This window comes from Paenibacillus sp. FSL A5-0031, from assembly GCF_001956295.1.
Classification (GTDB): domain Bacteria; phylum Bacillota; class Bacilli; order Paenibacillales; family Paenibacillaceae; genus Pristimantibacillus.
On record NZ_MRTD01000003.1, the window covers coordinates 309298 to 324326 of the forward strand.

Below are 15029 nucleotides of genomic sequence, written 5' to 3' on the forward strand. Positions count from 1 at the left end.
ATGATGCACACTGCAAAGGATTCACCCAAGCCGGAAAATAGTACATGGACCGATGATCAATGGGATGCAATCGTTACAAGCGGCTCGAACATCCTTGTAGCTGCTGCAGCGGGTTCTGGCAAAACAGCCGTTCTCGTTGAGCGAATCATCCGTAAAATATCAGCGAACGCCGATGTTGACCGTCTGCTCGTTGCAACCTTTACGAAGGCGGCTGCAGCGGAAATGAAGGATAGGATTCGAAACGCTTTAGAGCTTGAATTGGAAAAGCAACCTGATTCGGAGCATTTGCGAAGGCAACTGGCCCTAATGAATAGAGCGTCGATTACGACACTACACTCGTTTTGTATGGACGTCATTAGGCGTTACTATCCGTTAATCGGGCTTGATCCTGGCTTTCGTATTGCAAACGAGACTGAAAGCGAGCTAATGCGCCTTGACGTTCTCGATCAGCTATTTGAGCAAAAGTATGAAGGGGCAGGCGATAATGGCGCTTTTCTAAGGCTTGCTGATCGTTATGGCGGTGAGCGCGGCGATGAGCCTTTGTACCTTCTGGTTCAACAATTGTTCGACTTTGCGCAAAGCCATCCATGGCCTGAATATTGGCTTAGGCAAACCGCAGATGCCTTTAATATCGCGGATGTCGCAGCGCTGCAAAACAGTACGTGGGTTGTTAGTTTAATAGCCGATATTGAGATGGCTTTAGAAGGAGCAAGCTCGCTGCTGCACCAAGCTTTAGAGCTATCGCGACAACCTGCGGGCCCAGCACCTTATGCGGTTACCTTTGATGATGATTTGCAAATCATCAACAATCTCTCAGAGATGGTACATTCCATGCCCTGGGAAAGTTGGATAGCGCCTTTTCAGTCCATCGAATTCGGCAAGTTGAAGGCGATGCGCGGCGATGAATATGACAAGTCCCTTCAGGAGCAGGCGAAGGAGCTGCGCGATCAAGCAAAGAAGCTGATCACTTCACTTTCTGATGAGTTATTTGGCAGAACTGCGGAGCAGTTTTTGGAAGAGCTTCAGGAGCTTGCATCACTGATGAAGGCGTTATCCGAGCTCGTTATCGAATTTGGTCAAGGCTATGAAGCGGCTAAACGCGCGAAAGGGATGCTCGATTTTGGTGATTTGGAGCATTATTGCTTACGTATTTTGCGTGATCCGTCTTCTACACCTGAACAAATGCTGCCTTCGATTGCAGCGATTGAATTTCAGCAGCAATTCGATGAAATATTGCTGGATGAATATCAGGATACGAATATGGTGCAGGAAGCAATCGTTTCGTTAATTGAACGGCCAGGTGCTGGCAACCGGTTTATGGTTGGCGATGTTAAGCAAAGCATATATGGCTTCCGCCTTGCTGAACCGAAGCTGTTTTTGCAAAAATATAAATCGTATCTATCTCGTCATGAGATGAACAAGCGATCGGAAACAGAGGAATCTGACGCTCTGCGCATCGATTTGGCGCGCAACTTTCGCAGTCGATCGGAAGTTGTTGATGGCGTGAATGCGGTTTTCCGCGCCATCATGCGCGAGACTGTGGCCGAGATGGATTACGATGAGCGAGCAGAACTCGTGTGTGGCGCTACCTACCCAGATCCAGTGCCAGCCGATCGTTGTCAAGTTGAGTTTGCCGTATTGAATAAAGCGGATGCAGATGAAGAAGAGACAGCGGATGCCGATAACTCAGATTCGTCAGAGGGACAGATTGAGGGCGAACAGGGAGAAAATGGAACGCTTCTCGAATCAGCTTCCGAGCTAAAGACGGCGCAGTTAGAGGCGCGCTGGATCGCTCAGCAGCTGCAATCTCTTATCGACAGCGGATTCCAGGTTTATGATGGTAAACGGCGTGAGAATCGGCCTATGCAATGGCGGGATGTCGTTATCTTGTTAAGGGCAACTCAGCAGTGGGCGCCAATTATCATTGAGGAGCTGCAAGGATGCGGTATTCCTGCGTATGCGGAGCTGAGCAGCGGCTATTTTGAAGCGACGGAAGTCGAGACGATGCTTTCCTTGTTAAGAGTTATCGATAATCCGTATCAGGATATTCCGCTTGCGGCTGCATTGCGATCGCCATTATTTGCATTAAACGGTGAGGAACTTGCAAGAATACGCATCCAATCTGCGAAATCAACGTATTATGATGCGGTTCTTCAAGCAGCAGGCGATTTGTTTATGGATGAGGACACGCGCAGGAAGCTTTCGCTTTTCTTGGACAGCTTGGATCGCTGGCGTGAGGAAGCAAGGCAGGGCTCGCTTGCTAATTTGCTATGGGAAATTTACCGCGAGACCGGGTATTACGATTTTGTAGGCGGCTTGCCGGGAGGGACGCAGCGTCAAGCGAATTTGCGAGCGCTGCATGACCGGGCTCGGCAGTATGAAGCGACCTCGTTCCGCGGTTTGTTTCGATTTCTAAGATTTATCGAACGTATGCGCGATAGCGGCGGTGACTTGGGTACTGCAAGAGCGCTCGGCGAACAAGAGGATGTCGTTCGCATCATGTCCATTCATAAGAGCAAAGGGCTTGAGTTTCCGGTTGTATTCGTAGCAGGTCTAGGCAAGCTGTTCAATCAGCAGGATGTGCGAAGTGCCTTCTTAAAACACAAAGAGCTCGGTTTCGGGCCTCGTTTTGTTGATCCTGCTCTTCGTATTAGTTATCCTACACTTCCTTATCTGGCTATCCGAAGAGCCATGCGTAAAGAAATGCTAGCAGAGGAAATGCGTATTTTGTATGTTGCGTTAACCCGGCCAAAGGAAAAAATGTTTCTCGTCGCGACTGTAGCGGATGCCGAAGCTAAGCTTAAGCGATGGCTTTCTTCCGTCGAGGCTTCAGGTAAAATGTCTGATTTCCGGGTTGCTGCCGCACGCTCGTTTATCGATTGGCTAGGTCCGCTTGCGGCTAGGCAAATCAATGACAGTCAGCTGACTGACCACAATGCTCCGAACTGGCATGCTGGTGTTGTTTCTGCTTCTATATTCGGTACTGAAGCTGCAGCAGCGTCAGAGACGGAGCTGCAGGACCAGGACAAGGAAGAACGGCTTCAAGCGGTTACTTCACTTTCGCTTCTTGAGCATGTAGAAGCAGATGATGAGCTGCGTGAGCGGTTGGAATGGCATTATCCGCATCAAGAAGCGGCGGCACTCGCTGCCAAAACATCGGTTACGGAAATGAAGAGGCTGTATTCGGAGGAGCAGGAGGATGCTGTTCCATTCGACGAGCTGAATCAGCATCAGGCGAATACACATCTTCAAGAAGCTGCAGCTGCTCCAGAAGCATCGTATACGTTCCGACTGCGCCGTCCAGCCTTTATGGAGGAAAAGTCGCTTACAGCAGCTGAGAAGGGCTCTGTTAATCATTTGCTTATGCAGCTTGTCTCCCTCACAGAGGAAATAGATGAACCGATGCTAAAACAAACGCTTGATCATATGATTGAACGGCGCCTATTAACAGTAAAGCAATCGGAGGCAATCGATTTGCCGAACGTCGCAGCTTTTTTCCGAAGCGAGCTGGGACAGCGGTTGTTAAACGCTGACTGGGTGCGAAGAGAGGTTCCGTTTAGCTGCATGTTCCCTGCTAAACGTGTTTATCCGAATTCAGATCTAGATGAGCCGATATTGATTCAAGGGGTAATAGACTGTTTGTTCGAGGATGCTGCTGGCGTCGTACTGCTCGATTATAAGACGGATCGCATTTATAAGGAGCAATGGGTGGAAGCAGCGGAGCGGCATCGTTTCCAGCTGGAGCTGTATGCCGAAGCAATCGAATCTGTTCTCGGGAGAAAAGTGGATGAGAGCCATGTCTTTTTCTTTGACGGGGGTCAATCCGTTCACCTTAAGAGAACAAACCAAATCTAAAAGGAGGCTGTGAAGTTGGAACCACAGCATACGGGCAAACGCTCTATCGCGCTGCCGATAACTCTCGTTATTCTTGTATTTAGCTTAATCGGCAATGTTTTTTTGTACTCGCAATTTTTACAAAATAAACAAGAAAACAATTATGTAAAAGGCCAAAAAATATTTAAAGCAGCGATTGGTTCTAAAGATTATGTAGAAAAAATGCTTCCACAGCTGGATGCTTTGCTTCAAAGTAAAACTTTGGACGAACGGTATGCCATTGCATTTCTTTCAGGTCAAGCAGCAGCGAGCGGCCATGCTTTGGTGGAATTTACTGCAGAAGCAGCAAGCGTGAATGCAGAGCCGGATAAAATCAATAAAGAGCTTACCTCAGCCTATGTAACTGATGTCGATAAAGGCTTGCAAACGATTGGTCACTATGATGGTGCTCTGAACGAAACCGATGCCGCGTACATTCAGGGATTAAAAAACGCGTTTGAAACCATATCCGGTATTATGAGTGGTTTTAATGCAAATATCGGGGAGAGCCGCATTGCAATTATTCGATTGTCCAGCGGGCTTGAATGGGTTGTGCTTGTTGAACAGATGCAGGCTGTTATGAAGGAAAAATCAGCTGAGATTTCGAAGTAGCAGCTTGGATTCTGTCGCTATTTTGGAAGAGCGCCTATGAAGTTTTTGCGGGTTATCTTTAATGATTGGACGAGCGGCTAAAATTTCGGTATGATATGGTAAGGAAAGCGAATAGGGGGTGAAACCTATGGACTGTATTTTCTGTAAATTAATCGAGGGTGCAATACCGTCGAAGAAGGTATTTGAGAATGACAGAATTCTCGCATTCCACGATATACAGCCAGCTGCTCCTGTACATATTCTTATCATTCCTAAGAAGCATATCGCAACGATGAATGATGTTACCGATGAAGATGACGAGGTCATAGCCGAGATGTTCGCGGTAGCTCGTCAAATCGCAAAGGAACAAGGAATTGCGGAGTCAGGCTATCGACTAGTCAACAATGTTAATGCCGACGGAGGACAGCTTGTTTATCATCTGCATATCCATGTATTGGGGGGAACGAAACTTTCTTCTCGGGTTGTAGATATCTAAAGTTGACACTGCCTTTTGGTTTGACATATAATGAAATTTGATAAACCGTGTTATAGCTCTGGACGGTCTGTTTCGGAGGGAGGGAAAACTGGTGTCTGAAACTAAAGTTCGCAAAAACGAAACTATTGATGCTGCGCTTCGCCGCTTTAAACGTTCCATCGCTAAAGATGGTGTTCTAGCTGAGGTGAAAAAACGCAAGCATTATGAAAAGCCAAGTGTAAAGCGCAAGAAGAAGTCTGAGGCTGCGCGCAAGAGAAAGTTTTAGGAGGATCCTTCCATAATGAACCTGAGCGAAAGATTGACCGATGATATGAAGCAAGCCATGAAGAATCAGGACAAGTTTAAACTTTCCGTTATTCGTATGATGCGCGCGTCAGTGAAAAACTTGGAAATCGATCTCAAGCGTCCATTGGACGATAACGAAGTGCTTGATATATTGAGTCGCGAAATCAAACAACGTAAAGATTCCCTCCAAGAATTTAAAAAAGCCAGCCGCGATGATTTAGTAGCGGGTCTTGTGGTCGAAATTGAAATTATTAGTCAATACCTTCCCGAACAGCTGACTGAAGAAGAGATTCAAGAGATAGTAACGCAGACCATCCATGAACTCGGTGCTTCTTCCAAAGCCGATATGGGAAAAGTTATGAGTGCCCTTTTGCCTAAAACAAAAGGACGCGCTGACGGTAAACTAGTAAATCAGCTCGTTCAGCAACATCTCAACTAACTAAACATACGGACTCACAAAACACCCCTTAACGGGGGTGTTTTTTTGTACGTTTCAAATGTAAATGGTATGATATGGAGAAGGCTGCCTGAAACGTTTTCATTTGTCAAACGTAGTAGAAAGCAAACACGAAAAAAAGGAGGAACCTTCTTGCACATGAATCGATGGCGAAGAAGTATGTCCGCCACTCCAATCGCATTGATCGCAGCGGTGTTAATGGTGACGCTTGCAGCATTATTTGGTTCACCGGGGGAGAAAGCAAAGGCAGCAAATGAAGTTGGCCCAGCAGTGTATGTGATTCCCGTCAAACAAACGGTGGAATCGGGGCTTCAATCCTTTTTGGAGAGAGCCTTTAAAGAAGCTGAGGAAGCAAAAGCTGAGCATGTGATTCTCGTTATTAATACGCTTGGCGGCAAAGTCGTAAACGCAGAGGAAATTGGTCATCTTATAAGGGAGAGCGCTATTCCTACTACGGCTTTTGTTGAGGGGAAAGCAGTATCAGCAGGCACTTATATTGCTTTGAATGCTGACAATATTATTATGCAGCCAGGGAGTACGATAGGTGCAGCTGCAGTGGTGAATGGCTCGGGAACATTAGAGGATAATCCCAAAACGATTTCCTTTTGGACCTCTGAAATGAGCGAGTCTGCAGGATTGCAGGGTCGCGATAAGAATATCGCTGTCGCTATGGCGGATCCGAATGCAATGGTGGAGCTGAAAGACAAGCTTGGCAGAGATAAGCTGAAGGGAGAAATTCTTACCCTGTCAGCAAGTGAAGCTGAGAAAGTCGGATACTCTGAGCATACAGCAGCGAACGTGGATGAAGCAGTCAAATGGCTGGGCTTGGAAGGCAGAACACAAATCGAGGTTGTTCCGTCACTTGCGGAAAATGTAGCTAGATGGCTGCTCAATCCAATCGTTATGACGATTTTGCTCATACTTGGCATTGCAGGTATCGTTATTGAAATGATCATTCCAGGCTTTGGAGTACCGGGCGTTGTCGGAATATTATCGTTTGCCCTTTATTTCTTTGGCCACTATGTTGCTGGATTTGCCGGAATGGAGTCAGTCGTGCTGTTCGTAATTGGAATAGCCTTGCTCATAATCGAGGTGTTTGTACCAAGCTTTGGGATTTTGGGCTTGCTCGGCAGTGCTGCGTTGGTAGCAGGAGTCGTTACCGCTGCTTCAGACCCAATGACGGCTTTCATATCGATCGTTATTGCGCTAGTTGTAGCCACCATTCTAATCGTTATTTTTATTAGAATGAACAAATCAAGAGGTATCTGGAACAAATTTATATTGCGCGAGAAGCTGACAACGGAGCAAGGTTTTGTTTCTGCGGATATAAAGGATTCACTGCTCGGATTGCAAGGGACAACAATTACTCCGCTGAGACCGGCAGGAACAATTGTTATGAATGACAAGCGAATTGATGTCGTTACCTCTGGAGAGTTTATCGATACGAACCGCACGGTGACCGTCATTAAAGCGGAAGGTACTTGGGTCGTTGTCAAAGAAGTAACAAAATAGAGAAAACGAATATACAAATGGAGGTTTGAACAAATGGATCCTATCGTATCTTTTTTAATTTTAGCTGTCGTTGTTATTATCGTACTGTCCGTATTCTTAAGCTTTTTCCCGATTATGCTGTGGGTATCTGCATTAGCATCGGGCGTTAGAGTTGGAATTATTACGCTCGTTGCCATGCGTCTTCGCCGCGTCGTACCAAGCAGAATCGTCAACCCGTTAATTAAGGCAACAAAAGCAGGGCTGGGACTTAACATAAACCAGCTTGAGAGTCACTTCTTGGCAGGCGGTAACGTCGATCGGGTTGTCAATGCGTTGATTGCAGCACAACGTGCGAACATTCCACTTATATTCGAACGTGCGGCGGCTATCGATTTGGCTGGTCGTGATGTATTGCAAGCCGTACAAATGAGCGTTAATCCGCGCGTCATTGAAACACCAATCGTAGCTGCGGTTGCGAAGGATGGTATTGAAGTGAAAGTAAAAGCTCGTGTTACGGTTCGTGCCAACATTGAACGCCTAGTCGGTGGCGCGGGTGAAGAAACTATCATTGCTCGTGTTGGTGAAGGGATTGTAACGACTGTAGGTTCTGCTGGCTCACATAAAGACGTTTTGGAAAATCCGGACATGATCTCTCGCACTGTGCTTGGCAAAGGGCTTGACGCAGGTACAGCGTTTGAAATATTGTCGATCGATATCGCGGACGTTGATGTAGGCAAAAACATTGGTGCACATCTTCAAACGGAACAAGCGGAAGCGGACAAAAAAATCGCTCAAGCAAAAGCCGAGGAGCGCCGTGCGATGGCCGTTGCTCACGAACAGGAAATGAAAGCAAAAGTCGTTGAGATGGAAGCGCGCGTAGTAGAGTCGGAATCACAAGTTCCACTTGCCATGGCTGAAGCGCTTAGAAGCGGGAAAATTGGCGTTATGGACTATATGAACTTGAAAAACATCGAAGCGGATACCCATATGCGCAGCTCTATCGGCAAGCAGGACAGTTCTACAGACATTAAAGACGGCCGATAAAGTCGATGGCCCAGTTATTTGGTTGGATCAACGTAACTGAGCCTTGGAGGTGAAGGCAAGTTGAAGATTATAGAATTTCTGATGAATAACATATTTATCGTAGTCGTTATATTGGGTGCGCTGGCTTCGGTATTCGGCAAATCCGGCGCGAAGAAGAAGCCTGGACAAATGCCTGACTTTGGCGGCGGAGGACTGCCGCGAACATTGTTCCCGCAGTCCGGAGAACAGGAGCGAGAGGTAGAGCGCCCGCAGCCGCAATCGCAGCAGGCAACTGGAGGAACGGTTTATCGCTCTGCTGCTGAAGTTGAACGTTCTTCTGATATGAATTCGACGCGTTCTAGCAGAGAGAGCGCAGAAGCGCCGCAAACAGCTTCTCAGCAGCGCGCGCTTCAAAGAGCAGCAGCTAACAAAGAAACAGCACAGGCTGCAGCACAGCGCAATTATGGAAGCCAGAGCATCAATGCAGCATCCATTCGATCCAATGATTTGCGGAAAGCAGTTATTTGGGCCGAAGTATTAGGACCGCCGCGCTCGAAAAAACCTTTTCGGAAATAAATTTAAACCGCCTAAGCGCTGCGCTTAGGCGGTTTTTTTATTTTGGAGCCATAATTATCGAGCGGTTCGCATATTTTGGTACAGTACATGAAAATCGCCATTCCTTTGCTTTACTTGTAGCAAACCTTGAAGGAGGCAAAGAATCGTACATGCGCCACATAAAAAAGAGATTTCGCAAAATGACAGCAGAGCTGCTTGATATGCCGCATGATGTCGTATTTGATTTGCCGCGATTAACAATGATTGGAGACTGCCAATTATATATCGAGAACCATCGTGGTGTTGTTCATTTCTCTAGTGAGCGACTGAGACTCGCGCTTAGCAAAGGCCAGTTGGAGGTTACGGGAAGCTCTCTAGTTATCCGCACGATTTGGACGGAAGAAGTGTTTATTGAGGGACAAATTACGAATATTCAATTGATTCCATGAAATAGATAAAGCGATTTTCTTTATTAATAGCTGAGGTAATGGAGGGGAATGGACGTGAGCGGACAAGGTGCAAATTGGTTAAAGGGTATGGTCACCATTCATATTCGGGGGGGACAACCTGAGCAGCTCGTCAACCGAGCGCTGGCTGGCGGCTTGCAGCTGTCTTCCATTAGATGGACAAGCAGCGGCTTGCTTGAATGTGAGCTGTCAATCAGTGATTTTTTTGGCCTTCGTCCGTATTTAAAAGAGACAGGCTGTCGTGTTCATGTTACGAAGCGCAAAGGATTGCCTTTTTTGCTAGTCAAAGCAGAGCGCAGAAAGCTGTTTGCGGCGGGCATCGTTTTGTTTTTTGCGATTATCTTTATGCTCTCCTCGCTTGTTTGGAGCATCGAAGTGCAAGGCAATGTCAAGCTGACGGAGGATCAAATAAGGGCTGCAGCCAAAGAGGAAGGCTTATATCCTATGCAATGGTCATTCCGTTTAACCGATGCTGATGTGCTGTCCAAGCAGCTTGTTCGCAAGCTTCCAGGCTCAACTTGGGTTGGTGTGGAGAAAAAGGGGACAAAGGTTATTATTCAAGTGGTTGAATCAACCATACCGGATAAGGCATCCTTGAATACACCTCGACATTTGGTCGCATCTGATGATGCTGTTGTTACTGAGATTATTGCGGAGGCGGGACGGCCTGTCGTTCGAAAAAATACGAAGGTGAAAAAAGACCAAATTTTGATCTCGGGAACGATTGGGGGAGAAATGAATTCGCGTACTGTCGTTGCCAAGGGCAATGTTCGTGGGCTTGTTTGGTACGAATTTGAAATTTCTTCACCGCTTGTTCAACAGGTTAAGGTGTATACTGGAGATAAAGAGACGAAATGGTTTGCTGTCATCGGCTCAAGAGCGCTTCAGCTTAGCGGGTATGGTGATTCTGCTTTTGGAAAATCCGAATCAATTAAGCACGAAGAGAAGGTTTCCTGGCGCAATTGGTCGCTGCCAATTGGTAGAATGAAGGAGACCATAATGGAAACCCGTATGGAAGACCGCACGCTTACCGAAGAAGAAGCGAAGAACGTCGGCATTCTGCAGGCTAAAGCCAAATTGCTGCTTAAAACAGGCAGCGATGCAGTCATCCGCGATGAAATTGTTTTGCATGAAAAGGCGGACAATGGTAAAGTTTATATGAAAGTTCTTTTTGAAGTCGAGCAATCTATCGTTAAGGAAATGCCACTAGTCCATATGCAGGGAGAATGAGGATTGTTGCAAATTGAAACGAAAGTAGTAAAGATACCGCTCGGCAACGCAGCGGAAGGACTTGGAGTATTCGGACCACAAGATAATTTTTTACGTCTTATTCAAGCGCAAGTAGAGTCTTCGATTACATCGCGTGAAGCGGAAATTGTCATATCAGGTCCTGTAGAAGAGGTTGATTCGTTAGAACAACTATACAATGTGCTCTTACAGCTCGTTCGCGGGGGCTATAAGCCATCAGAGCGTGATGTTGCATATGCACTTGAGCTCGCCAGATCGATGCAGGCAGAAGAGCTGTTGGACTTGTTTAAGAAAGAAATTACAACTACCTTCCGTGGTAAGCCGATTCGGGTAAAGACGATCGGTCAACGCCATTATGTGAAGACAATTCGCAAGAAGGATATCGTGTTTGGGATAGGCCCAGCCGGAACAGGTAAGACATATTTGGCCGTTGTGCTCGCTGTCGCTGCTTTGAAGGAAGGCTCAGTAAAAAGAATTGTACTTACGAGACCTGCCGTAGAAGCGGGAGAAAATCTCGGCTTTTTGCCAGGTGATTTGCAGGAGAAGGTTGATCCTTATCTTCGCCCTTTGTATGATGCGCTGCATGATGTGCTTGGACCTGACCAGACGGTCAAAGCGCTCGAGCGCGGTATGATTGAAATTGCCCCGCTTGCTTATATGCGCGGCAGAACGCTTGACGATGCGTTTATTATTTTGGATGAAGCACAAAATACGACGCCTGAGCAAATGAAAATGTTCCTAACTAGACTAGGATTTAGTTCTAAAATGGTTATAACGGGAGACGTTACGCAAATCGATTTGCCGCGGGGCAAAAACTCCGGCTTAATTGAAGCTCAGCGGATTCTGAGAGACATAGAGGAAATTGGCATCATCCTTTTCTCAGAGCAGGACGTCGTTCGTCATTCGCTCGTTCAAAAGATTATTGTTGCCTACAACTGGGATGCTGAAAACAAAGCCTAGAAAGGGATGTCTGCTGCATGAACCAAAACCAGACCGGAAAACAAGGGAACTTGCGGCCGTCCAAAACGGCGGGTTGGAAGCAGAGTGCAGCCGTTCGCTGGGTGCTGATGTTGATGTTTGTGCTGCTATTCTATTTCAGCTTAGCTCCGCATCTCGTTCCTGAAACCTATGATATTCAGGAGGGCGCTGTAAGCGAGAAGGATATCAAAGCGCCCTTCCAAATTAAAGACGAGAAGGCGACTAGACAAGCGGAAGAGGATGCAGCCGAGAAAGTCGATGTCATCTATTCGATAGTACCGCTACGCAACGAGGTACTTGTCGACCAAATCTTTGTTCGAATAGAGCAGCTGAATCAGGACGATCAAGTAACCTTGCAAAATAAGATTGATATTTATCGCAATGAAATTCCAGGCCGTTATTCGGAGTATATTGATACCTTTGTTAAGCTGAATAAGGGCCGTGGCACGTATAACAACACGCTGCTTGAGGAAATGGCGCTTATTGCGAAGGAGCAGCAATACACCATTCCGGAAGAAACCTTTTACAAGATGCCTAATCTAACAGCAGAAACGCTAACCGAGATGCGCGATGTAGCTCGGGATATTGTGCGTAAACTGACAGTAGAGCAGCTTCGTGATGCGGAAACCGCTCGAACACAGGTTGCGGAACTTGTTAATGCAAGCTCGCTATCAAGCCGGACAAGCAGAGAAATTGTACAGGAGCTTGCAAGATTCGCCATCATGCCAAACAAGTTTCTGGATAAGGAAGCGACGGATGAGGCTAAAGTGCAGGCTAAGCAAAACACGCCGCCTGTCGTAATTAAAGAAGGTGAGCTGATCGTGAAACGCGGTCAGACGATTACTCCTGAATTGTACAAGCTGCTCGTTGATTCTTCGCTGCTGCAGGATCGTAAGACTTATTGGCCGCAGTTCGGATTGCTCATCATGTCTGTGATGTTTATCGTCGTCATTTACGCGTATTTGCATCAGTCTGGAAGTATCAATGGGATTAAGCCCAAATATAACAACTCTTCACTTTTGATGTTGTGGCTCATCTTTCTGATCAATATTATTACGATGGAGATTACTTCGTTGACGCAGACGGATGCTGCCCCTTATGCGGGTTATTTGGCTCCTGCTGCTCTCGGGACGATGCTGATTACATTGCTGTTAGATATGCATCTAGCCATGATCAGCTCCATAATATTTGCAATAATGGGAAGTATTATATTGAACACGAGCCAGCATCAAATTTTTGATTTCCAGTACGGCTTTGTCATTATTGTCGTTTCGTTTGCTGCCATCTTCTCGATTCATAGAGCGAGTCAGCGATCAACAATATTGAAGGCCGGAATAATGGTGAGCTTATTTGGCTCCTTGTCTGTTTTATCCATTTTGCTGCTGTCTGAACAGCTGGAACGGGCTCATTTTATCTACTCCGTAGCTTTTGCGTTTGCTAGCGGTTTGATTACTGCGGTGCTCGTCATTGGCTTGATGCCGTTCTTTGAAGTTACATTCGGCATTTTATCTGCGCTTAAGCTTGTAGAGCTTTCGAATCCCAATCACCCGCTGCTTCGCAAGCTGTTGACTGAAACGCCGGGAACCTATCACCATAGCGTAATGGTGGGCAATTTGTCAGAGGCGGCAGCAGAATCAATTGGGGCAGACGGCTTATTATGCCGGGTTGGCTCGTTTTACCACGATATTGGGAAGACGAAGCGACCGAATTATTTTATCGAAAACCAATCCAATATTGAAAATCCGCATGATACGATTGATCCTAAGTTAAGCAAATCAATCATTGTTGCTCATGCGAGAGACGGAGTCGATATGCTTAAAGGGCATAATATCCCTAAGCCGATCCGCGATATTGCAGAGCAGCACCATGGGACAACATCGCTTAAATTCTTTTATTACAAAGCGATAAAACAAGCGGAAGAACAAGGTGTCGAACCTGCGTTTACGGAAGATGATTTTAGGTATCCTGGTCCGAAGGCACAGTCAAAGGAAGCGGCTGTTGTTGGCATTGCTGATTGCGTGGAAGCAGCGGTTCGCAGCCTTCGCAACCCGACAGTAGAACAGGTAGAAGCCATGATTAACAAAATTATTAAAAGCAGGCTGGATGACAATCAATACAATGAATGTGATTTGACGTTGAAGGAGCTGGACAAAATTGCGCATTCACTAAAGGAAAGCGTAATTGGCATCTTCCATTCACGTATTGAATATCCGGATGATGTGAAAACAAAGGAGCGTTTGGCATGAGCTTGCAACTCGGTTGGAGCAATGAGCAGGAAAAGCTGGAAATACCCGAGGATTGGATTACAAAAATAGAGCAGTTGCTGCAATTGGCTGGTGAAGCGGAAGGCATTTCCGATGGTGAGGTATCTTTAACATTCACAAACGATGAGGAAATTCATCAGTTAAATCGTGAATATCGCGGAATTGATCGTCCAACCGATGTATTGTCATTCGCTATGCAAGAAGATGGCGTAGATGAGCTCGATATTATTTTTGAAGTGGACAGCGAGGATGAGAAGGACCCGATCTCAGGCATGCTTGGCGATATTATAATAAGCGTGGATACGGCTCTTGCTCAAAGCGAGGAGTACGGTCATTCCTTGGAACGTGAAATCGGCTTTTTGTTTGTACATGGTTTTTTGCATTTGATAGGTTACGATCATCAGGATGATCAAACCGAAGCCGAAATGACCGCTAAGCAAGAAGCGATTTTGCAGCAGGCTGGCTTAACTCGTTAATGCGAAAAGTTATATCTAGTTTCGCAGTTGCAATATCCGGCATAGGTTTTGCTCTTCGGACTCAAAGTCATATGCGGTTTCACGCGATTGCCGCCGCTGTGGTGTGCTGTTTAGGATTTATGCTATCACTTAAGCCGCTAGAATGGGCGATTATTTTAATGGCGATCGCCCTCGTGATAAGTGCTGAAATGATAAATACGGCAATTGAACAGGCAGTTGATCTAGCAAGCCCCAATATTCATCCGGTAGCTAAAGCTGCTAAGGATGTTGCTGCTGGGGCGGTGTTAGTTGCTGCTGCAATTTCTGCAATTATAGGGCTGCTCATACTTGGGCCGCCCTTATGGCATTTAATTATGGATTAAAAAACGGGGAATGGCGGGATAATTATGTTGGTTTTTGAAGGATTGTCGGAGTCTTACACTTCGCTAATGAATGCAGCTAAGGAAGCGATGTCAAGAGCATACGTTCCTTATTCAAATTTCCAAGTTGGAGCAGCACTGCTTGACGATGAAGGCCAAGTCCATTATGGTTGCAACATAGAGAACGCAGCTTACAGTCCAACAAACTGTGCGGAGCGTACCGCATTATATCGCGCAGTAGCGGATGGAAAGCGACCGGGACAATTCCAAGCGATAGCTGTAATTGGCGATACGGATACTCCAATCGCGCCATGCGGTGTTTGCCGCCAAGTTCTAGTTGAGCTATGTTCACCAGAAATGCCTGTCATTATGGGGAATTTAAAAGGTCAATGGACGATCTCAACCGTTTCAGGCATATTGCCGGGTGCCTTCACGCCGGCTTCATTAGATAATAGGGAGCGTTAAA

General features: G+C 46.4%; 15 protein-coding genes. All 15 read left to right on the top strand.

The window, feature by feature from the left end; translation table 11 throughout:
* The gene (gene addA, locus BK120_RS07640) at positions 1-3855 is read left to right on the top strand and encodes a helicase-exonuclease AddAB subunit AddA (RefSeq protein WP_144376703.1); all 3855 of its coding nucleotides are present in this window, start codon (positions 1-3) and stop codon (positions 3853-3855) included.
* A 15-nt stretch (positions 3856-3870) separates the two neighbouring features.
* Entirely contained in the window at positions 3871-4485 is a 615-nt protein-coding gene (locus BK120_RS07645) for a hypothetical protein (protein ID WP_076266884.1), read from the top strand.
* 127 nt (positions 4486-4612) lie between these two features.
* Entirely contained in the window at positions 4613-4960 is a 348-nt protein-coding gene (locus tag BK120_RS07650) for a histidine triad nucleotide-binding protein (RefSeq protein ID WP_076266885.1), read from the top strand.
* Between the two features lie 91 nt (positions 4961-5051).
* Positions 5052-5225: a 30S ribosomal protein S21 gene (rpsU, locus tag BK120_RS07655; protein ID WP_005547957.1), complete on the top strand. Its 174-nt coding sequence runs from the start codon at positions 5052-5054 to the stop codon at positions 5223-5225.
* Positions 5226-5240: 15 nt separating this feature from the next.
* Positions 5241-5684 carry a GatB/YqeY domain-containing protein gene (locus tag BK120_RS07660; RefSeq protein ID WP_076266886.1) on the top strand — a complete coding sequence of 148 codons (444 nt, stop codon included), beginning with the start codon at positions 5241-5243 and terminating at the stop codon, positions 5682-5684.
* A 156-nt stretch (positions 5685-5840) separates the two neighbouring features.
* Positions 5841-7214, top strand: coding sequence for an NfeD family protein (locus BK120_RS07665; protein WP_076266887.1), 1374 nt, complete (start codon positions 5841-5843; stop codon positions 7212-7214).
* Between the two features lie 33 nt (positions 7215-7247).
* Complete coding sequence (gene floA, locus BK120_RS07670; RefSeq protein ID WP_076266888.1) at positions 7248-8237, top strand: flotillin-like protein FloA; 990 nt, start codon at positions 7248-7250, stop codon at positions 8235-8237.
* Positions 8238-8297: 60 nt separating this feature from the next.
* A complete protein-coding gene (locus BK120_RS07675; RefSeq protein WP_076266889.1) occupies positions 8298-8792 on the top strand; it encodes a hypothetical protein in 495 nt (164 codons plus the stop codon).
* Between the two features lie 149 nt (positions 8793-8941).
* On the top strand, positions 8942-9220 hold the full coding sequence (yqfC, locus tag BK120_RS07680) for a sporulation protein YqfC (protein ID WP_076266890.1): 279 nt from the start codon (positions 8942-8944) through the stop codon (positions 9218-9220).
* A gap of 48 nt (positions 9221-9268) precedes the next feature.
* The gene (gene yqfD, locus BK120_RS07685; protein WP_076266891.1) at positions 9269-10468 is read left to right on the top strand and encodes a sporulation protein YqfD; all 1200 of its coding nucleotides are present in this window, start codon (positions 9269-9271) and stop codon (positions 10466-10468) included.
* Between the two features lie 6 nt (positions 10469-10474).
* Positions 10475-11446, top strand: a complete 972-nt coding sequence (locus BK120_RS07690) for a PhoH family protein (protein ID WP_054026960.1) — start codon at positions 10475-10477, stop codon at positions 11444-11446.
* 17 nt (positions 11447-11463) lie between these two features.
* On the top strand, positions 11464-13710 hold the full coding sequence (locus BK120_RS07695; RefSeq protein WP_076266892.1) for an HD family phosphohydrolase: 2247 nt from the start codon (positions 11464-11466) through the stop codon (positions 13708-13710).
* Positions 13707-14204, top strand: coding sequence for an rRNA maturation RNase YbeY (gene ybeY, locus BK120_RS07700; protein WP_076266893.1), 498 nt, complete (start codon positions 13707-13709; stop codon positions 14202-14204). The genes BK120_RS07695 and ybeY overlap by 4 nt, the downstream gene beginning before the upstream one ends.
* Positions 14204-14566 (top strand): diacylglycerol kinase family protein, encoded by a 363-nt coding sequence (locus tag BK120_RS07705; protein WP_076266894.1) that lies wholly within the window; start codon positions 14204-14206, stop codon positions 14564-14566. Before ybeY ends, BK120_RS07705 begins: the two co-directional genes overlap by 1 nt.
* A gap of 24 nt (positions 14567-14590) precedes the next feature.
* On the top strand, positions 14591-15028 hold the full coding sequence (gene cdd / locus BK120_RS07710) for a cytidine deaminase (protein ID WP_076266895.1): 438 nt from the start codon (positions 14591-14593) through the stop codon (positions 15026-15028).
* The last annotated feature ends 1 nt before the right edge of the window (position 15029 follow it).

Coding starts and splice junctions, on each gene's coding strand:
- addA (WP_144376703.1), top strand. CDS start 1: ATGATGCACACTGCAAAGGATTCACCCAAGCCGGAAAATAGTACATGG.
- BK120_RS07650 (WP_076266885.1), top strand. CDS start 4,613: ATGGACTGTATTTTCTGTAAATTAATCGAGGGTGCAATACCGTCGAAG.
- BK120_RS07660 (WP_076266886.1), top strand. CDS start 5,241: ATGAACCTGAGCGAAAGATTGACCGATGATATGAAGCAAGCCATGAAG.
- BK120_RS07665 (WP_076266887.1), top strand. CDS start 5,841: ATGAATCGATGGCGAAGAAGTATGTCCGCCACTCCAATCGCATTGATC.
- floA (WP_076266888.1), top strand. CDS start 7,248: ATGGATCCTATCGTATCTTTTTTAATTTTAGCTGTCGTTGTTATTATC.
- yqfC (WP_076266890.1), top strand. CDS start 8,942: ATGCGCCACATAAAAAAGAGATTTCGCAAAATGACAGCAGAGCTGCTT.
- yqfD (WP_076266891.1), top strand. CDS start 9,269: ATGGACGTGAGCGGACAAGGTGCAAATTGGTTAAAGGGTATGGTCACC.
- BK120_RS07695 (WP_076266892.1), top strand. CDS start 11,464: ATGAACCAAAACCAGACCGGAAAACAAGGGAACTTGCGGCCGTCCAAA.
- ybeY (WP_076266893.1), top strand. CDS start 13,707: ATGAGCTTGCAACTCGGTTGGAGCAATGAGCAGGAAAAGCTGGAAATA.
- BK120_RS07705 (WP_076266894.1), top strand. CDS start 14,204: ATGCGAAAAGTTATATCTAGTTTCGCAGTTGCAATATCCGGCATAGGT.
- cdd (WP_076266895.1), top strand. CDS start 14,591: ATGTTGGTTTTTGAAGGATTGTCGGAGTCTTACACTTCGCTAATGAAT.